Consider the following 19,981-nt stretch of genomic DNA (forward strand, 5'->3'; position numbering starts at 1 on the left):
AATAAACTTATAAGGGAAGCACAAAAAGCTCCCTTGAACCTTCCCAAAAAGGTTTTAAAAAGTTCTTAAAAGCTTTTACCTAGGAGAATTTCACCAACCCCGAAAGGGGGGTGAAATTCTCTTAGGTATAGAAAAAAAAAGACATGGCGCTTTTTGCCATGTCTCTTTTTTCTACATCGATTCTAAACTATATTAGCCTCTTCCTGCTTGGAAAGAAGGATATTTCGTCATACCACCATCAGCAAATAATGTAATACCTGTTACATAGCTGGCTTGTGATGATGCTAAGAATGCTGCAACTGATGCTACTTCTTCTGGTTTACCGATGTAACCCATTGGAATCATGCTTTCTACGTCTGCACGTTGTACAGGATCTGCGAATTTTTCAGCGTTGATTGGTGTGTTCATCGCACCTGGTCCAATGTTATTTACGCGGATACCTTTTGGCGCATATTCAAGAGCCAATGTTTCCGTCATTAGTTTCATACCGCCTTTACTTGCTGCGTAGTGAACAAATAATGGCCAAGGAATCATTTCGTGAACACTAGACATGTTAATAACGTTTCCTTTAATGTCGTTTTCAACGAAATATTTAATTGCTTCACGGCTTCCTAAGAATGCACCTGTTAAGTTTGTATCAATAACTTTGTTCCAGTTATCTAAAGATAGCTCATGAGAAGGAACTGGGTTTTCAACACCAGCGTTGTTAATCATAACGTCTAATGTACCGAATTCTTTAATAGCTGTTTGAACAAGATTTACAACGTCTTCTTCTTTTGTTACGTCGCCTTGAACGATGATTGCTTGTCCGCCTGCTTCTTCTACTTCTTTTTTCGCATCTAAAGCTTCTTCTTCATTGTTGTAATAGTTAATAACAACTTTTGCTTCTTCTTGACCGAAACGAACAGCCATTGCGCGACCTAAACCTGTTGATCCACCTGTAATTACAACTACTTTATCTTTTAAATCTGTATACATAATAAAATCCTCCTAGTGTTTTCATTTATTCATACATACTATCATTAACTTTTACGTAAACGTTAACTTTTAGCCATTCCGAGGAATACGCCACCTAAAATGATGAGCACAATACCAATCGTAATTGAAATAAGCTGACGCTTTGTTTTCTTTTCTCCAAGTAAGAAGATACCGCCAAGCGTTGAAATAACGATTCCCATTTGTGATAATGAGAAGCTTGTTGCAACCCCTACTTTAGGTTGAGAAATAAATAAGAACATGTTACCAGCTGCCCAAATGAGGCCTGGAATAATGTTGCGAATTGCGTATTTATTAAACGGTTTGTGTTTATAAGTAAGTATAAGTCCACCAATTAACATACCAATTGCTTGTGGGAATAGTGCCGACCAGCCGTCTACATTAAATAAACGAGCGACAACTACATACACTAAGTATCCAATTGTTGAAACAATAAGGGTAATGATCCCTTTTTTGAATTGTCCAGATTGCTCTGCATTTTTTTCGCTTTCTAGTGATGTTAGCACGATACCAATAACAATAAAAATAAGAGCTAACACGCCTAAAATAACGGTTGTTGTTGTTGACCACTCGTGAAACACGATAACACCAAACAGTGATGTTGTCACAAGCTGCATACCAGTTGAAATTGGCATGGTTTTTGAAACACCAATATAATCAATCGTTTTCAACTGATTACTTTGCCCAACTGCCCAAAATAATCCTGAAACGATTCCGACAATAAAAATAAGCGGCGTCAACACTGGATGAACTACGAAATAAATAACGGCTGAAAAGATCAGCGCACCAATTGTAGTTCCAAGCGTTTGACTGTAAGGACCTCCGCCCAATTTAACGTTGAACAGGACAATACTTCCCCAGAAAATCGCAGGAAGAATAGCCAAAAGGATATCCATTTGATACTAACCTTCTTTCTCAAACTCTTGATGTAATTGTAAATTTAAAGTACCTTTTATTTAACTAGGTAACTTTATGTAACCAATCTTAGACCTTTTTTCTTGATACGTCAATAATAATATGTCGATTCTGTGACTTTTTTTTAAAACTTTACAATACAGCGTTTCCAAGCTACTGAAAGTTTTGAAAATAAAAAAAGATAGCCTTTTCATTATCCAAATGCTAGTATATAATAACATTATAAGGGTTACTTTTAATATCCTATATACAATAAAGTAGGTGGCATGAATGAATGAATTTGATGAGTTATGTCCAAAAGTGTGGAAAACGTTTGATATAATAGGGAAAAGATGGAATGGATTAATTATTTATGTCCTGATGAGCGGTCCTAAACGCTTTAGTGAAATTCACAGCAGCATTCCCTCTTTAAGTAAACGAATGTTAACCGAACGAATGAAAGAGTTAGAAGAAGAAGGAATTGTAATCCGGCACGTTATTCCTGAACGTCCGGTTCGTATTGAATATATCTTAACTAAAAAAGGATCAGAGCTTGGTATGATCTTAGGACCCGTCAGCAAGTGGGCAAAAACATGGATAAAATAAAAAAGCCTCTTTGGAGGCTTTTTTTACGTTTGATAGAGGATATAATTATTTTTCCCTTCTCTTTTTCCTTGATATAACGCATCATCTGCACTTTTTAATAATGAAGCCGCCGATTCCCCGTCTTCTGGATAAATAGAGACGCCGATGGTAGTTGTGGTGCGCAAACAATAGCCCCGTACATTCCAGCTTTGCTGAAGAGATACGTGAATTCGCCTAGCAATTTGTTCAATTTCTCGTCCATTTGTTACGTTTAAAATAATGATAAACTCGTCTCCGCCCAAACGATAAATGCGATCGCCTTTCCGTACACAGCTTTTTAATCTCTTCGTGTATGCTTTTAGAAATTCGTCGCCTATATGATGGCCATATTCATCGTTAATCTGCTTAAAATTATCACAGTCAAGAAACAAAAGCGCAAAAAACTCATCGCTTTTTTGCTGCCCTTTTTCAATTACTTTGTTTAACTCTTTTAATAACATTGCCCGGTTGGGAAGACCTGTTAAACTATCGTGAGTGGCTTCAAAATGAAGTTTATTTTCTAGCGCTTTTTGTTCAGTAATATCATTATGAATGGATACATAATGAGTAATATTTCCGTCTATATCTTTTAACGGCACAATTGTTTTCGATACCCAGTATGACTGATGATGCTTCGTCCCCATTTCAAGCTGTCCTCGCCATACTTTTCCGCTTTTTATTGTTTCAATCAGCACATGATGGTCATGATTAAGCCCTGCATCTCGATAATACTTCCCTACTAAATCTTCTTTTTCGTAACCTGAATACTGTACATACATATCATTTACATAGGTAATAGTCCCACTTGCATTTATAATCATAACGCTAGCTGATTCATCAAGCGCATATTTTATATTTTCAAGTTCTTTCAGCGTATACGCCAGCTGTTCTTCTGCTTCTTTTTGAGGCGTAATATCGTGTAAGATTGCATAGGCGCCAACCGTTTGATTATTTACTTTAACAGGAATCGTTGTAATATACACATGTTGTATAGAATGTTGGCTTCTTCGGAATGTTATCTCTGTACTATAACTAATTTCTTCATATACATTCCAACGTTTGTAATTACAGGCTCCCAGTCTTTTAGCAATGTCTCGGTAATTTTGGTGCAGCACATCGCTTGCAGAAAGCTGCAGCGTTTCTAAGAATGCGCTGTTAATATTTAAAATCGTACCGTCCAAATTCAGCATACAAACTGCGTGGTGGTGGTTTGTAAATAGCGATTTGTACCACTGTTTGCTTTTTATGAGCTCTAATTCTAATCTTTTAATAGCTGTGATATCTCGGTAAATCACTGAATAGGCGACCAGTTGATTTTGATGGTCATAAATCGGTGAACAGCTGACAGATACACACACGCTTTCGCCGCTTTTTTTGTACCTGACTGTTTCATAAGGAGACAGCGTCTTACCATTTTTTAATTCTTCGATTAATTTAAGGTTTTCTTGTTCCTCTTTCTTTGACACGATGTTCATCTCTTGACGGCTTTTTCCTATAGCTTCTTCTTTTCTCCACTGAAATAGCTTTTCAAATGCTCCATTGACTGTTAAGACCTTCTCATCACAATCAGCAATTAGAATGGCGTCTACCGTGTTTTCTAGAAACGCATCGAGTAAACGCGTGCTCTCTTCCTGTGTTTTTTTATAATGAATTTCTTGAGCCATGACAAGGACATGTGAAGGGTTTGTCGCTTGATTAAAAAGAGGAGTAAAAGTTACTTCATATGCATGCCGGTCGGGCTGAAAAAGCTGTATGTGCTGATATTGAATCGGTTCTTTCGTGGCAATGGCTTTTTCACAAAGTGTGTAAAAAAGCAGATTTTCTTCTTTGTTGATTATCTTGTCTTCCATTTTGTCAAAGAATTGCTGAGCTGCTTTGTTACATTCTTTATAATATAGCTGATGTTTTTCTTGCTGAATTAAAATAACAGGCTGCGGCATATTCATAAAATAAAATTGGAATACCCCTTCACTATACATACTAAATATCCTCCATCTGCCTTTGGAATTTCACTAAACGTCTTGTTTTGATATGCCATTCACTCATTCTCCCAAACCAACACGTCTTCTTTATCCTTTAAAATATTTTAACAATCGTACAAAATCACATAATTTTATAAAAATTCAAGGCATCTATGTTTCATATAGATCTAATTACTCGCTTTTATATCACGATAAATTATCTATTGAGTGAAGTGTAGAGTTTAAGAATTCAGCAGCCTTTCTCGTCTGAATAAACTGCGGTACTTATTATAAGTTAAGTAGGAAGAGATCGACTGCGGCATGCCCAGCAAATAGCCTTGAGCAGCATGTAGGTTTAACGAAATCGCTGCGGCTAAATCTTTATCTCGTTCAACGCCTTCTAAAATGAGATTCGTATGCGGATAATAGTTAACAAGCAAATCAATCAGATCTTTCTTTTGCTTGCAGTCGGCTAGTCCTTCCGCATAGCTTCGGTCCAATTTCATATAGTGAGGCTCATACATGCTTACCTGTCTCATCGCCGCGGCTCCTGCTCCAAAATCATCAATCGCAATTTTGAAACCGGCCTCTTTCAAACTCATTACTCGGGCAAAAAGAGCAGGTGATTCCCATAAAATCTTTTCATGAAGCGTTTCATTTAACTCCCATACAATACGATGTTTCGCATTTTTATAGGTGTTCAACAGATATGTTAAAAACCGTTGGAAATGCGGGTGGAGAAGAGTAGAGGGAAACACATTGATAAATAAATCCTCAGATTTCAATACCTCAAACGGAAAGTTCTTTATAGCCCCTTCAATTGCCATCGTATCAAGCTTGTACAAATAATTATGGCGTCTTGCCAGTGAAAACAACTCTTCAATTTGCCCTTTTGCGAAAGCCGTGCGCAGCAAAGCCTCAAAACCCAGCGTCTCCCACGAATCCAGCGCATAAATAGGCTGATATACAAACTGAAAGTCTTCATACGTCAGTTCCTTTAAAACATGAGCATCCATTCTTTCGTTTAATCACCTTTCGTTTTCAATATACTATTTCTTCCATAACCTAAACTTATAAAAATATATCCTAAAAACAGATAATTGTCCATTAAAAGTAAGATATTCCATTAGGCGATTTAGTATTTTGGGACTTGCTGGAGGCTTATGATAGCAACAAAGAAGTGTTTTAGAGACTTTTATGCTTTTGATAGATAGGCTGTAAAGGATGTTTCAAACAAGAGATTGAGACATAAGCAGCTCAGCCCCATCTAAAGATGAGCAAATTAGATAAAGGGACTAGTATAGATTGCTTGTGACACCGCGGTTGATTTCCGTGCATGGCTTCGCTTTCCGCGGGCGGCCGCTGAGCCTCCTCGTCGCTTGCGCTCCTGCGGGGTCCCACCTGTTCCGCTTTTCCCGCAGGAGTCTTCGCCTTGCCCTCCAATCAACCGCTAGAAACACCTAATATGTGAAGTTTACGTTTATCATATACTTAGCGCAATAACCTCTTATCGTTAGTTTGTAATCATAGACAAGTTGCTCATGTTGATAAATAGATGCTAGTTGGAAAACCAAGGATAACAGCCCATTCAAGACATTACAAAAAATATTGCACCTACAGCTAAGCAAATCCTATAACTTTCTTCATCTAACTTGTTACCTCTTCTTCTCTATAAATTCTCTACTATTTCCCCTCATTAAAACGAATATTTTTCAGCATTTTTAAAAACCATTCTTGTCTTTTGTCTTCATCACCGCTTTTATATTTATCGCTGCTATCGAAGGAAATCTGTACTATTTTATTAGAATGCTTATCTGCTACATATGCCAAGTATGTATTAGGAATATGTTTCTTCTTATCTACTATTACACGCTTTTCTGTTCCTTTGAAATAAATATAAGCTGATTGGTAGTAAATCCTCGTCTGTGAGTTTTCAATCTTATTAGGAACACTTAATCCAAATCTTCTTTTAAATAAAGCCTCAACGTGAATACTCTCATCTGCAGGATTACTGGTTAAAAACTCAGTTTTTATATAATTCGCTTGTGTTTTACCTTCAACTTCTTCATTGTAGACAGCCCACCAGCTCTCGTAAGAATCATTATTGATAGCATAATCCTCTCTATTTTTATGTAAAACTTGATACTCCTCTGGAAACCACATCGTATACTGCCCGGTCTTTGACTTAAACTCATAAAACCCATCATCCGCTTTTTCATCTTTGTTTAAGAACTTACGTGTAAAGTGGTCATCAAAAGCTTGGACGTTTGGGTAGCTGCTTTCGTTTATCAGCCATATGGCTCCTATTAAAATAGCGGCTCCTGTGATAACTATCATGATAACTTTCGAACGTTTTTTCATCGGCGTCCCCTCTACTTTATCGTTTGGAACAAACTTTAATCCTTATATATTGAATAGTCTTTAGCATTTTGATTTGTTGCCCTTATGCTAAAAAAAGCTTTTGCTTATAATTAATTTCCCTTAACAAATTTAATACTTTGCAACATTTTTAAAAACCATTTCTTTCTATCCATTTTATTTGTTTCTGTATTTTCCCCTACACTATCATATATTAATTTGATTACCTTATCAGAGCTTTTATCTGCTACATATGCTACATAAAGGTTGGGCGGATTTTCTTTACTGTCATGTACTATATGTTGGTTAGTACCACGAAAATATGTATAGGCATAATCATAATAAATTCTTGTATGAGAGGTTTCTAACTGTTTAGGTTTTTTACTGTCTAATTGTTCTTTAAATAAACTCTCTACATAAATTAATTCTGATTTCATGTCGTTCTCGGAAAATTCAGCCTTGATAGCGTACGTTTGTTGATCATTTTCGTAGGGTTTAATATAAGAGGCTGACCAATTTTCATATGATTCGCCATTTCTAGTGTAATCTTCGCGATATTTATGTAAAACTTGATACTCCTCTGGAAACCACATCGTATACTGACCTGTCTTTGACTCAAACTCATAAAATCCGTCATCTACTTTTTTATCTTTGTTCAAAAACTTACGTGTAAAGTGATCATCAAAAGCTTGAACGTTGGGGTAGCGGCTTTCGTTTATTAGCCATACGGCTCCTATTAAAATAGCTGTTCCTACAATAACTGCAATAATGGTCTTGGTACGTTTTTTCATTGTTACACACTCCCTTCATTGCTTGAAATAAACCACATTTAATATTATTTGAATAGTTTTATTTAAATCTACTGCTCTGCTATGTATGCTACATACTGCTTACTCATCTATTTGTAGTTATTAAACATTTAAAAATCGCTCAAATCATTGTCTGAGCAATAGCTGCATCTCTTATGTTCATTCACTTTCATCCCTATAATCCACTGTACTCAAGCAGAGTTATTTTGTTTCTTATATCGTTACTTAATAAAGGTTTTCACTCACGACTTTTATCCTGGCTAAAATTAATACTTTTTAATATTGTCAAAAACCATAACTTCCTTTTTTCTTGGCTAGTTTCTGTACCTTCACCTATACTGTCGTATGAGAATTCTATAACCTTATTAGAATTTTTATCTGCTACATAAGCTGTATAGGTATTAGGTAAATGAACTTTACTGTTATGTACTACATGCCTTTCAGTTCCCTTGAAATATGCATAAGCGTAGTCATAATATATGCGAGTACGTGAAGTTTCTATTTCTTTAGGATTACTATCTTTTAATTGCTCTTGGAACAATTCCTTCACATAAATAGGCTCAAATTTCTTATCATTCTTTAAAAATTCAGCTTTTATATAGTATATTGACTTGTTTTTTCCAGCCATCTTCCTATATGAAGCAGACCAATTTTCATATGATTTTCCATTTACAGAGTAATACTCTGAAGCATCATGCAGCATTTGATACTCCTCTGGAAACCACATCGTATACTGACCTGTCTTCGACTTAAACTCATAAAACCCGTCGTCTACTTTTTTATCTTTGTTCAAGAACTTACGTGTAAAGTGGTCATCAAAAGCTGGGGCGTTAGGATAGCGACTTTCGTTCACGCCCCATGTGCCACCTATTAAAATAGCGGCTCCTACAATGACTAGAATAATAGTCTTCGTATGTTTTTTCATCCTCTTACATCTCCATTGTTTGGCTCATTAAAATTAATACTTTTACAAAGTTTTATAAACCACTCTTCTTTTATAGGCTCAGAGTTACCTGAACGCTCACCAATACTATTAAAAGACAGCTGAATAACTTTTTTAGAGTTTTTATTAGCTACATATGCCACATATGTATTAGGGGCATGCTTACTTTTATCATTTATAACGTATTTTTCTGCCCCTCTAAAGTAGATGTAAGCTGATTGATAGTAGATTCGAACTTCATCTGTTTCTAACTTTTCCATTCTACTGACATTAAAGCGTCTCTTTAATAAACTTTCTGCACTAAATTCTTCATTTTCTTGTTTTCTTGCTTCTGAAAATGTAGCTTGTATATTGTTTATTTGGTTTTCACCTTTATACTTTTTAATAGATGAAGCTCTCCATCTTTCGTAGAAATTACCGTCTCTTACATACTGTTGATTATTTTCATGCAACAGCTGGTACTCCTTTGGAAACCAAATTGTATACTGCCCTGTCTTCGACTTAAACTCATAAAACCCATCGTCCACTTTTTTATCCTTGTTCAAGAACTTACGCGTGAAGTGATCATTAAAAGCTGGGACATTTGGATAGCGGCTTTCGTTTATTAGCCATATTCCTCCTGTTAAAATAACTGTTCCTGCAAGGACTGCAATAATGGTCTTCGTCCTTTTTTTCATAGCTGCACATCCTCTTTATTTCTACTAGATAGGTTTTGGTATTTAAGTTAAAATTGATTTATTTCTTAAATTATCGTTCAACATGAGCTTTATTAAGCCTCATTTCCCTCACGGAACTTAATATTTTTTAATATTGTTAGGAACCATTTTTTCTCTGCTACTTCATCATTCTTTCTGCTTTTTTCACTTTTATCAAACCACAGTTCAATTGCATTGTTAGAATGTTTATCCGCTACATATGCTATATATGTATTTGAAGCATGTTCTTTATTAGGATGCATACTTACCTCTTGTGTTCCTTTAAAATATGTATAAGCTGAATCATAGTAGATTCTTGTACTAGAAGTTTCAAACGTATTAGGCTTAGTAATATTTAGCTGTTCTTTAAACATATTTTCTACAGTAAAGGATTCATTTTCAGCCTTTCTTGCGTTTAAAAATGTCATTTCGATATAACTTCCCCCAGCATTTTCAGCTTTGTTATTTACCTCTTTCGCTATCCACCTTTCATAAGAATTACCGTTTATTACGTAATCTTCTCCGTTCTCCTTTATAAGCTGATAGCCTTTAGGAAACCACATCGTATACTGTCCTGTCCTTGATTTAAACTCATAAAACCCATCGTCTACTTTTTTATCTTTATTCAAAAACTCACGAGTGAAATGATCTTTAAAAGCTGGAACATTTGGGTAGCGGCTTTCATTTATGATCCATATTCCGCCTATTAAAATAGCTACTCCTGCAATCACTACGATAATAGTCTTTGTAAGCTTCTTCATAGCTGCACACCCTTCTTCATTATTTGAAACAAACTTCTTTTCCTATTTATTAAATAGTTTTTACCGAATACTATTACCCGAAATTGCTTCGTGATGTATAGCTAACTTAACCGTAAAATTGAACACTTCTTAAGATTTTCATTAACCATTTTCTCTGTTTCTCTTCCTCAAATTGTTTATTTTTAAATCCGCTCGTTTCAAAAGAAAATTCAATTACTTTGTTAGAAGCTTTATCTATAATATATGCATAAAAGCTATTGGGTTTTTGCTTAATACCTTCTACTACTTGATTCTTTTCATTTATCTCAAAATGAGCACTTGAAAAATAAATTTCAGTTTCACCTGTTTTAATAAGCTTTGGCTGTTCAGAAATTAAATGATCTTTAAAAAAGCTTTCAAGATAATCTTGATGATTTCTCTTATTATCTTTAGCCATCCTGACATATATAGCTCCTCTATACGCCTTGGTTTCACTTGAGGGAATAGCTTCCCATTGTTCAAAATCTTTATTATCTTTAGCGTAATCACCATTTTCACTCAGTAATGTATACTCCTCCGGAAACCACATCGTATACTGCCCTGTCTTGGACTCAAACTCATAAAACCCATCATCCACTTTTTTATCTTTGTTTAAGAATTCACGCGTAAAGTGATCATCAAAAGCAGGGACGTTTGGGTAGCGGCTTTCGTTTATCAGCCATATTCCTCCTATTAAAATAGCGACTCCTGTAATGATTGCGGGAAGGGTCTTCGTACGTTTTTTCATTGTCCTACACTCCCTTTATTACTCTTTTGAAATAAACGGGACTTAATGTAAATTGTTCAACATATAAAAATCCCTCAGACCACTGTCTGAGGAATAGCAGTATCCCTTATGTTAATTCACTTTCATCCATTGATTCTTTATATCGAAGTTCGTACTCTCTCTTATGCATATCTTTAACAGAATGCATAAAACTCATAATATGCTGAAATGCTCCAGTATCATACTGCTGAGCCCTTAGCGTATATCCCCGCTCAGCTGCTTCTAATTTACTTTTAACCGCATCCGCAAACTCACCCGTTTGGTTTTCTAAATAGCTTTTAGCATGCCAAAGCTTTTCATTTACTTCTTGATCCTTTTTGATTAACTCTTTAATCCTTTTTGCCTGCTCGTCTTTGAAGTCATCACTATCAAATTCAAACGTGTATTTACCGCTCGTTGTTCCTGTGTGTGTAAAATCAAAATCAAACAATTAAATCCCCCCTACTACTTCTTTCATGCTTTTAATATCTGAAGCTACCGATTCGTCAGCTTCCATCATCTTCTCGAAATTTTGGAAGAACGCTTCAAGAAACTTTTGATAGTATGTAACTTCCTCTTGAATAGAAGAAATAATCTCTTCAACAGGAGTAAATACACTATCATCTAGCGGGTCAAACGTTTTGTCAAACGTCACTTTTTCAGCCACACGCTTTTGTCCAAACCATGCGAGGGTAGCGCCGTCTTTATCTGCCTTTTCCATAAATGACTGGGGAGAAGCTTCTTCTCTGGATATTTTCATTTTTAACTTTCTCTTCTTAGCTTCGAAGACTTCGTTAATTTCACTATGTAAATACTGCTTTAGTGCATTTAAGTTTGCTTCTTTGTCTTTGATGGCATTAGCACAGTAATAAACAAACTTCTTCATTTGTTCATAATCTAGCAAGATTTCTTCCTGAGATCCTGAATCAAAAACCTGATAATACGTCTTCATAGCATTAGCTTCTGTGTATTTGACAACGTAATTAATTCCGTGGAGTTTTGCTTGATTTCTTTGAGATATTCCTTTAATCCCTTGTACTAAAACTCCAGGACTTTTTATCGCCTGTTTCGTCAAGAAAAATGCACCTTCTGTTCCTAGCACAATCCCAGGAAGATGCTTAAGCGGCTTTTCCTTAACATCATCAACATATGATGGAATATTGAGAAGAACACTGTCGTCTACATGGGCGTTTGCCAAAGATAATCCTCCAATTATATTGGATACTCCAGAGTTATATCTGACTTCGTCAAGTTTTAAAAACAAGTTCCATTTGGCTAACCTTTTCAGAGGGTATTCTCCAATATTAATCATTTCTTCTGTATTCATATTTCCAAGCATGGTTACTTTATTACCTGCATACCAACTGCCAGGGAAAGATTGCGCATGCATAGGTTCACCTTTTACCCAAGTATGGCTAATTGTGGCTTTCTGTTCTTGGTAGTAAGAATTAGCTAATTGAACTAGATCAGAGGAAGAAACATTCTTAATCTTCCCTTTTTCTGTTTGTACATAGTTTTGAAAATCATTATCTACCCTCAACAATTGTTTAACATTTGCTGGTGCATCATTTAACCCTCTTATACTTACAAAATTTTTCTTCAATAACCCCAGTGTTACTATAAGATGTCCACCCAGAGAATGGCCATCTCCGTAGCGTTTAATTTCTATATCCGATTTTTTGATTTTCTTTTCGACTTTATCATACATAGTCAAAGCATCTTCAAGTTGGGTATCTTTTTTTCCGCTACCTATACCTAGCGCATCATATACTACATCTCCGAAATCTTTATTTGGTTCTGTTCCCCTAAAAATATAGTATACTTCATTGATGTGATGCTCCTTATCATAAAAATGAATAGCTGCTCCATCAAAACCAGATTTGTTTCCTACACCCATATCTTTACTAGTATAAACTTTAAAATTAGGAGGGTTTTCTCCCGTAGTATCTTTATATATTTTCTTAATCTCTTTACTTCTACTAGATAAGTCTTTATATTCAAGCTGAGTTAATTTATTTCTTAAATTGTTATCCAATAAAGGTGCTTTAGCCATTTGCTTTTCCCTCGTTAAAATGAATACTTTTTAAGATTTTTAAAATCCATGCATTCTTTCCAAGCTCATTATCTTCCCTAAGATCTCCTACCTGATCTATTGACAATTGAATTACTTTTGTCGAGTTCTTATCAGCCACATACGCTACGTATGTACTAGGGGCATGTTTTTTATTGTCATTTACCACATGCTTTTTAGGTCCTTTGAAATAAATATAAGCAGATTGATAGTATATTCTAGTATTAGAAGTTTCTATTAACCTTGGTTCACTCACATTAAAACGATTTTTCATAAGACTTTCTACACTAAAAGACTCATCTTCTGGATCTCTTCCTTCTGATAATTTTAAACTGATGGAATTGATTTGACTGTCATTTTTATACTTTTTAGTATAAGATGCTACCCATCTTTCGTACATGTTGCCATTAACAACATAGTCTTCTTTATTTTCATGAATCAACTGATACTCCTCCGGAAACCACATCGTATACTGCCCTGTCTTCGACTTAAACTCATAAAACCCGTCATCCACTTTTTTATCTTTGTTTAAGAATTCACGCGTAAAGTGATCATCAAAAGCAGGGACGTTTGGGTATCGGCTTTCGTTTATCATCCATATTCCTCCTATTAAAATAGCAGCTCCTGCAATGACTGCAATAATGGTCTTCGTACGTTTTTTCATTGTCGCACACCCTTTTAGTTATGTTATAACCTATGTTTTATACATGTTCGATACTATCATACTTATAATGGGAGAGTCATAAGCAGAACGAATCAAAGAACCATAATTAGGAAGTGGTTATTTTTTACTATCACTTACCCTTTCTATTAAAGAAATAATCACTTCTTTTTTTATCATTGTTACCTTTATTAATGATTTCTCTCAATAAAGAAAACCCCACTTTCAACAAAGTGAGGTTGATTACATAATATAGGACGTTTACTGAATGTTTCGCTCTCCTTGTGCCAGCACATCCATTTCAGCGTCAATCTTCACGCTATGGGTTTTTCCATCAAGTCCAAGAATCACAATTTCATATTGCTTGTTAGCAAGAACAATCGATTCGATAATACCTTTATGCTGTCTTAACGCGTATGCTTTTGCACGGCTTTTCGTTAAAGGAATCGTTTTTTCTTTCAAAACACTGCCGGTTTGGGCATTAATTTTTACTTTGTGCTCTTCTCCGTTTAACGTAAGGATGTCTACTGTATAAATAGGAAGAGTGAGTATTTTACTCAGCGATATGGATTTGACAATGCCTTTATATTCTTTTAATGCGAGAAGCTTTGCTTGTTCTTTCAACAAAAGTGATTGTTTTTCAGAAATCATTTGACGCCATCCTTTCTAGTTTATAAAACGGACTGCTGTTTCAATTTCTTAACGTACCATATCCTATGTATACGTCTACTAACTAGTATAGCGGGCTTGTCTTAAATTTCTCTTAATATTACATGAAAGATAGCTGAAGAAAGCTGTTATTCACTGAAAAAACTAGACCTGGTTAGATCTAGCTTCTTATTGGTGAATGTGAATTCTACATTTTTTTCGTTTCGAATCGTTCTACGGCTCTCATTTGTTTGATTGATGGGGATTTGTGGACGCACATGCCTAGATGGACTTTTTGAAGCAAATAGGGATCAATGTAAAAACCATTTTGAAAGATGTTTTCTTTTTCCTGTTCGTCATGAAATTTGGAGCATCTTACACAGTAATACATATCATAACCTCCTTGCGTGCTATTTTATAAACCGGGATAGTTGTGAGTGGTATATTTACCTATAGCATATGGAAAAGAATAAAAGTCGTGCTTGTTTAGCGAAAATGTCCAAAAAGAAGAAGGCTTGTTCGTGGGCTAAAACACTGGATTTTAAAAATGATTATTTAGAACATAAATCAACTTAATCGTAACAAAAAAGCCTCTTTCAAAGAAAAAAGAGGCCTTTTTGTTAATTTGTTACTTTTGCGCTGTTTTGATGCCATTTCCAAGCAGATGCGATGATTTTTTCTAATGAAATTTGCGCTTTCCAGCCTAATTCTGCGTGAATTTTATCAGAAGATGCGACCAAGCGTGCCGGATCTCCAGCGCGGCGGTCTGCCATTACAACATTCGCTTTTTTACCCGTTACTTTTTCACACGTTTCGATCACTTCTTTTACAGAGTAGCCAAGGCCGTTTCCAAGATTGTACGTTGCTGTTTTCTTCGTGCCGTCTAACAGTGCCTGAAGCGCTGAAATGTGAGCATTCGCTAGGTCCGTTACGTGAATGTAGTCACGGATGCACGTTCCGTCTGCAGTATCGTAGTCTGAGCCGAATACAGAGATGTTTTCACGTTCACCAAGAAGGTGCTGAAGAATGATTGGAATTAAGTGCGTTTCAGGATCATGGCACTCACCAATTTCCGCTGTTTCGTAAGCACCCGCTGCGTTGAAGTAACGAAGCACAACATATTCCATATCGTAAGCACTTGCAAAGTCAGCTAAAATCTGTTCAATCATTAACTTTGAACGTCCGTACGGATTAATTGGGTTTGTTGCCGTATCTTCTGTAATGATATCTACAGAAGGAATCCCATATGTAGCAGCAGTAGATGAAAAAATAAACTTTTTCACATTGTGCTTCATCATCGTTTGTAAAAGGGTTAACGTCGCAGCTACGTTGTTTTGATAATATTTAAGAGGATCTGTTACTGACTCCCCTACTAAACTATTAGCAGCAAAATGCATGACAGCATCAATTTTATGATTTGTGAATACGCTTTCTAAATCTTTCTCATTACCTAGATTTCCTTCTACGAATACCGCTTTCTCATCGATTGCCCAGCGATGACCCGTTGATAGATTATCAAGTACCACAACTTCATTTGTTTTCACTAATTCTTTTACTAGGTGGCTTCCGATATAGCCTGCTCCTCCGATGACTAAAATCATACTGTCAGTCAGCTCCTTTTTATTAAGTGTCGCTACAGATATCGTACCCGTTTCTTTTCCATTTGTAAATATTTCATTTTTCAGTATATGATAACGCAGCTGTCTCTTTTAATTAGTATATCTACTAATTGTGAACTGAGTGTGAAGATATTCGTTTCTGCTCAAAAACCCGTGCGTGTAGGCAACGGGTTTTTTTCTTAGATTTGCTGAGGCACTTTCTTCATGTCTTTCACTTTATTTTTTAATGGAAGCATGCCTTCAATATGGCATTCAATACAGTCCCCGTCTTCAATAACAGCGGGTCCCGGCGTTCCGGTTAGAATGATATCACCCGGGTGCAGCGTCATGACTTTTGAGAAAAATGAAACACAGTATGCGATGTCGTAAATCATATTAGACACGGTATTTTCATGCTGCATGTCTCCGTTTAGCAATGTGCGCACTTGAAGTGATTTCACGTTTGATATGCTTTTTTTTGTGATAAACTCTGAGCCTATACTGCAAAATGTATCAAAGCTTTTTGCTCGCATTAAGTAGCGATGATTCGCCGCATGAATATCAGCTGCGGTTACGTCAATGGCTGACGTATAGCCAGCAATTACGTTCATGGCTTCATCTGGCTCTATATCCTTACACGTTTCGCCAATTACCACCGCTAGTTCCGCTTCAGCCGTTGTTTTGTAGGACTGCTTTGGAATACGAATGCTGTCATCTGGTCCAATAATGGCGGTTGCGGGTTTTAAAAAACTAACTGGATCAATGGCACGGTCGTAGTCTTTTAGTTTTTCTTCAGAAGCTGCATAATTAAATCCAATGCCTAACAATTTTGACGGATTACTAATGATAGGAGCTGTTTTTCTGCCCTGCAAGTGCAGTGCGGGAAAAGAGCTGTTCATACCAAATTTATTATGGGCGTACCATGTTTCAAGGTGGCGAAGTTCTTTATATTGAATAAGATCCCAAATTGTTGTAGACCAGTTTGTTAAATATTTAGCATTAATATCTTCTATAAGTAGAATGCTGTCATTGTCTAAAATAGCTGCTTGTTCTTTCCCTTGCTCTATTATATTTACTAACTTCATGATACGCTCCTTACCGATGCTTGAATGATATGATCGCTGTTTTCTTTTACCCAATTTAATAATTTTTCATCTTGGTTGTATCCTGCAATAAAAGATAAGCCGATTGGCAAACCGTCTAGTTCTCCTGCAGGTATCGTAACTTGCGGAAGTCCGCTTAGTCCGGCAATACACGTCATTTGAAGTGTTCGCAATCTTCTGTTTTCTAACTCCGGTCCTTTTGCATCTTTTACAGGCGCGGGTCCTGGAGCTGTAGGAAGCACTAATATTCCGTCTTCTCCAAGCTGTGAGTACATAAAATAGCGAAGTTCACGACGCTTTTCTTCTATATAATTCATATTTAATAAGGTAAGAGTGCTCGCCCATTGAAAGCGGCTTCCGATATCGTCTCCAAACGTTGGGCTTTCTTTTTGAATCCATTCTCCGTGCGTTTGCCAAATTTCTTTTCCTTGCAGCAAACGAAAAGTTTCCATATATGTAGAAAAACCCTGGGGGGCAATTACTATTTCTTCTGTAGTAGAAAAAGACTTCATTACGTGCTTAATAGGTGGTGCAAGAGCTTGCATGCTTTGTTCATCCACAAGTTCCATAACGTCTGTTGCTACATAAAGTCTTGTAAAACCGCTAGCACGCGACGTTGAGTTCAATAAAACCGCTCCTACTTTTTGCAGGGTGTGGCCGTCTCTAGCCATTACACCAACTGTATCAAAGCTTGGAGCAAGTGGAATTAGACCGTTTGTAGAAATGCGTCCGTGAGAAGGACGATACCCAAAAATACCGCAGTAGCTTGACGGAATTCGAACCGATCCTCCCGTATCTGTTCCAATCGCAAAATCAGTTATTCCCGCTGCGACAGCAACCGCTGATCCGCTCGAAGAACCTCCCGGAATTCGATCTGCGCCTTTTGGGTTTACCGGTGTTCCATAATGCGCGTTTTCTCCATTTAGTCCGTACATAAGCTCGTCCGTGTGCGTAACTCCCTTCAGTGCAGCTCCTTCTTTTAAAAGAGCAGCTACTACATCTGCATGTTCGCTTGCAGGCTGATGCGTGGCGAGCCAATCCGGATTTCCTGCACTTGATATATGTCCTTGTACATCAAATACGTCTTTTAACGCAAAACTCAAGTTATTTAACATTCCCGTTCCCGTTGGAGGTACGTAAAGGTCACTGTCTACAAATGCGTTCCACGTATCTTTCATTCAACCATCTCCCCATTTCTTATATCTGTTTAGAATATAAAATTTGAAATAAGTTGGTCAATGAATGTGTCAGGTCTGTTTACACTAATATTATGTAAGTCTCCCAACTTCTCTTTTCCTAGAGAAACTAGCCGTTTCATTTCCCTTTTAGCACGTTTGCGAGTAAAGTAGAAACATATCATTTTACGAAAAGGACTATCGCGATGGAACAATCTACTACGCTTTTCTTATTTATTTTATTAGCTTTTGTGCTAACAAGAGGCATTCCATTTATAGGTTCATTTGCTCCTAGCATTAATCAGCTGCTTCGGCATATTGGACGTTATTTTTCAAATTTAAATACGATGTTTCACGAAGATGGCCATGCGTTAATGGGGCTTATTGTCGGAAAAGGGGTCAATCGCATTGAGCTTTACACCAATAATGAAGGTGTAGCTGTGACTGCCACCTACGCGGGATCCCGTGGATGGCTGCCGCGCGTCATTATTGCCTTAGCCGGCTACCCGTTCAGCTCAGCAATGGCTTATTTGTTTTTCTACCTGCTCGTTCACAACCACTACGACTGGCTTTTTTACGGGTTAGGAAGTGTTGTTGTTATTAATTTACTGCTTTGGGTACGTAACGGATACGGAATTGTATGGCTATTTTCTATCGGTTTGATCCTCGGAGGCATCTATTATCTGCAAGATCCACAGCTTATGCGCTACAGCATGATGTTTGTTGGTGCACTGTTACTCGTAGAATCTCTATTTTCTGCTTTTATTATTTTTGTGTTAAGTATCAAATACCCAAACGATGCGGGTGACGCTACGAGTTTAAAACAGCTTACCCATCTTTCAGCACGCTTTTGGGGCTTTTTATTTTTCGCACAGGCCGTGTACGTGGCTTATTTAATTTTTCAACTGATTTATTAAAAAGAAGAGTTTTATGCCTATGAATATTCATAGGCATAAAAGAGCAATCTAAGAAAGAAACAGAAGACATGCGATACCATAAAAACAATTGTTCATCAATATAGCTATCATATTAATAAAAAGAAGGTCTTATTATAATGAACATAGATGAATTTTCTCAAATAGATTTTTGGGAGATAATTTTGAGAACAAGCTTAACCTTCATTATCCTACTTGTATTAGCACGATTCTTAGGAAAGAAACAACTTAGTCAGCTTACTTTTTTTCACTACATCACAGGTATTACTGTCGGATCTATAGCTGCAGACATTGCCGGTGAAAGTGAGACACCTTTTTTCAACGGAATAATTTCTTTGATTTGGTGGTCTTCTTTAACTATATTTGTAGGATATATTGGGTTAATCTCTCGGAAAGCTAGAATTTTAATTGATGATGAACCTACCATCATAATTAAAGAAGGAAAAATTCTTGAGCATATCATGAAATCGGTTCGCTTGAACATTGATGATTTAAGCATGATGCTAAGAGAACAAGGTATTTTCTCTACTCAAGATGTACACTATGCAGTCCTAGAACCGGACGGTAAACTAAGTATATTGAAAAAGGCCGACCAACAAAATGCCACTAAAAAGGATTTACATATTCATTCTTTGTCACATCATCACATCCCAACCGAAGTGATATCCGACGGTAAAATATTAAATGAAAATTTGCATGAATTAAATATAACCAAAGAATGGCTCATGAAAAGACTGAAAGAAAAAGGCATTCATTCTATCGAAGAAATTTTTTATGCTGAAGTTCAACCAAATGGATGTATATACATTGATTTAAAAAACGACAATTAGTCATAGGCGTAAAGTATATGACACTTTGCTAAAACCTCTATAATTGTAATTTTTCTTCCTCAGTACCCTTATCTTATATATGACTCAACAAAAAAACGGGAAATAAAATGGGTATGATGCTCAGCCTGAGCTCAT

General features: G+C 36.4%; 22 protein-coding genes. 3 read left to right on the plus strand and 19 right to left on the minus strand.

Features of this window, described 5'->3' with window-relative positions; genetic code table 11:
- Positions 1–192: 192 nt before the first annotated feature.
- Entirely contained in the window at positions 193–978 is a 786-nt protein-coding gene (gene gdh, locus ACRPLQ_RS14155; RefSeq protein WP_014461262.1) for a glucose 1-dehydrogenase, read from the minus strand.
- A gap of 62 nt (positions 979–1,040) precedes the next feature.
- The gene (locus tag ACRPLQ_RS14160; RefSeq protein ID WP_034269910.1) at positions 1,041–1,892 is read right to left on the minus strand and encodes a RhaT/GlcU family sugar-proton symporter; all 852 of its coding nucleotides are present in this window, start codon (positions 1,890–1,892) and stop codon (positions 1,041–1,043) included.
- A 289-nt stretch (positions 1,893–2,181) separates the two neighbouring features.
- Between ACRPLQ_RS14160 and ACRPLQ_RS14165 the strand changes: the two genes are divergently transcribed.
- Positions 2,182–2,496 carry a winged helix-turn-helix transcriptional regulator gene (locus ACRPLQ_RS14165; RefSeq protein ID WP_013055757.1) on the plus strand — a complete coding sequence of 105 codons (315 nt, stop codon included), beginning with the start codon at positions 2,182–2,184 and terminating at the stop codon, positions 2,494–2,496.
- A 23-nt stretch (positions 2,497–2,519) separates the two neighbouring features.
- Here the strand turns inward: ACRPLQ_RS14165 and ACRPLQ_RS14170 are convergent, their stop codons facing one another.
- From ACRPLQ_RS14170 to ACRPLQ_RS14250, 17 genes are all read right to left on the minus strand, one after another.
- A complete protein-coding gene (locus tag ACRPLQ_RS14170; protein WP_028412282.1) occupies positions 2,520–4,493 on the minus strand; it encodes a sensor domain-containing diguanylate cyclase in 1,974 nt (657 codons plus the stop codon).
- A gap of 224 nt (positions 4,494–4,717) precedes the next feature.
- Complete coding sequence (locus ACRPLQ_RS14175; protein WP_028412281.1) at positions 4,718–5,491, minus strand: EAL domain-containing protein; 774 nt, start codon at positions 5,489–5,491, stop codon at positions 4,718–4,720.
- Between the two features lie 266 nt (positions 5,492–5,757).
- Positions 5,758–5,922, minus strand: a complete 165-nt coding sequence (locus ACRPLQ_RS14180) for a hypothetical protein (protein ID WP_223546335.1) — start codon at positions 5,920–5,922, stop codon at positions 5,758–5,760.
- 236 nt (positions 5,923–6,158) lie between these two features.
- Positions 6,159–6,836 carry a hypothetical protein gene (locus ACRPLQ_RS14185; protein ID WP_098999731.1) on the minus strand — a complete coding sequence of 226 codons (678 nt, stop codon included), beginning with the start codon at positions 6,834–6,836 and terminating at the stop codon, positions 6,159–6,161.
- 110 nt (positions 6,837–6,946) lie between these two features.
- The gene (locus ACRPLQ_RS14190) at positions 6,947–7,624 is read right to left on the minus strand and encodes a hypothetical protein (RefSeq protein ID WP_367077506.1); all 678 of its coding nucleotides are present in this window, start codon (positions 7,622–7,624) and stop codon (positions 6,947–6,949) included.
- A 256-nt stretch (positions 7,625–7,880) separates the two neighbouring features.
- Positions 7,881–8,567 carry a hypothetical protein gene (locus tag ACRPLQ_RS14195; protein WP_367077507.1) on the minus strand — a complete coding sequence of 229 codons (687 nt, stop codon included), beginning with the start codon at positions 8,565–8,567 and terminating at the stop codon, positions 7,881–7,883.
- Positions 8,564–9,262, minus strand: coding sequence for a hypothetical protein (locus tag ACRPLQ_RS14200; RefSeq protein ID WP_367077508.1), 699 nt, complete (start codon positions 9,260–9,262; stop codon positions 8,564–8,566). Before ACRPLQ_RS14200 ends, ACRPLQ_RS14195 begins: the two co-directional genes overlap by 4 nt.
- A 92-nt stretch (positions 9,263–9,354) precedes the next feature.
- A complete protein-coding gene (locus tag ACRPLQ_RS14205) occupies positions 9,355–10,041 on the minus strand; it encodes a hypothetical protein (protein WP_367077509.1) in 687 nt (228 codons plus the stop codon).
- Between the two features lie 106 nt (positions 10,042–10,147).
- Complete coding sequence (locus ACRPLQ_RS14210; protein ID WP_099330654.1) at positions 10,148–10,807, minus strand: hypothetical protein; 660 nt, start codon at positions 10,805–10,807, stop codon at positions 10,148–10,150.
- 106 nt (positions 10,808–10,913) lie between these two features.
- Positions 10,914–11,276: a hypothetical protein gene (locus ACRPLQ_RS14215; protein ID WP_098999737.1), complete on the minus strand. Its 363-nt coding sequence runs from the start codon at positions 11,274–11,276 to the stop codon at positions 10,914–10,916.
- Positions 11,277–12,878, minus strand: a complete 1,602-nt coding sequence (locus ACRPLQ_RS14220) for a DUF6792 domain-containing protein (RefSeq protein ID WP_432236130.1) — start codon at positions 12,876–12,878, stop codon at positions 11,277–11,279. It abuts the gene before it with no gap.
- On the minus strand, positions 12,871–13,560 hold the full coding sequence (locus ACRPLQ_RS14225) for a hypothetical protein (protein ID WP_432236131.1): 690 nt from the start codon (positions 13,558–13,560) through the stop codon (positions 12,871–12,873). The genes ACRPLQ_RS14220 and ACRPLQ_RS14225 overlap by 8 nt, the downstream gene beginning before the upstream one ends.
- Positions 13,561–13,818: 258 nt before the next feature.
- The gene (locus ACRPLQ_RS14230) at positions 13,819–14,208 is read right to left on the minus strand and encodes a PepSY domain-containing protein (RefSeq protein WP_432236132.1); all 390 of its coding nucleotides are present in this window, start codon (positions 14,206–14,208) and stop codon (positions 13,819–13,821) included.
- A gap of 205 nt (positions 14,209–14,413) precedes the next feature.
- A complete protein-coding gene (locus ACRPLQ_RS14235) occupies positions 14,414–14,596 on the minus strand; it encodes a DUF3973 domain-containing protein (RefSeq protein WP_013055747.1) in 183 nt (60 codons plus the stop codon).
- A 229-nt stretch (positions 14,597–14,825) separates the two neighbouring features.
- Positions 14,826–15,806: a UDP-glucose 4-epimerase GalE gene (galE, locus tag ACRPLQ_RS14240; protein WP_028412269.1), complete on the minus strand. Its 981-nt coding sequence runs from the start codon at positions 15,804–15,806 to the stop codon at positions 14,826–14,828.
- Positions 15,807–16,003: 197 nt separating this feature from the next.
- Positions 16,004–16,888: a fumarylacetoacetate hydrolase family protein gene (locus tag ACRPLQ_RS14245; RefSeq protein WP_165635540.1), complete on the minus strand. Its 885-nt coding sequence runs from the start codon at positions 16,886–16,888 to the stop codon at positions 16,004–16,006.
- The gene (locus tag ACRPLQ_RS14250) at positions 16,885–18,084 is read right to left on the minus strand and encodes an amidase (RefSeq protein ID WP_034269875.1); all 1,200 of its coding nucleotides are present in this window, start codon (positions 18,082–18,084) and stop codon (positions 16,885–16,887) included. The genes ACRPLQ_RS14245 and ACRPLQ_RS14250 overlap by 4 nt, the downstream gene beginning before the upstream one ends.
- 203 nt (positions 18,085–18,287) lie before the next feature.
- On the opposite strand from ACRPLQ_RS14250, the gene ACRPLQ_RS14255 reads away from it, so the two are divergent.
- Both ACRPLQ_RS14255 and ACRPLQ_RS14260 read left to right on the plus strand, forming a co-directional pair.
- On the plus strand, positions 18,288–18,998 hold the full coding sequence (locus ACRPLQ_RS14255; RefSeq protein ID WP_108674442.1) for a M50 family metallopeptidase: 711 nt from the start codon (positions 18,288–18,290) through the stop codon (positions 18,996–18,998).
- A gap of 137 nt (positions 18,999–19,135) precedes the next feature.
- Positions 19,136–19,846: a YetF domain-containing protein gene (locus ACRPLQ_RS14260; protein ID WP_108674441.1), complete on the plus strand. Its 711-nt coding sequence runs from the start codon at positions 19,136–19,138 to the stop codon at positions 19,844–19,846.
- Positions 19,847–19,981: the final 135 nt, after the last annotated feature.

Origin of the sequence: Priestia sp. TRN 1309, from assembly GCF_050846875.1 — a bacterium.
In the GTDB taxonomy this organism is placed as follows: Bacteria; Bacillota; Bacilli; order Bacillales; family Bacillaceae_H; genus Priestia; species Priestia zanthoxyli.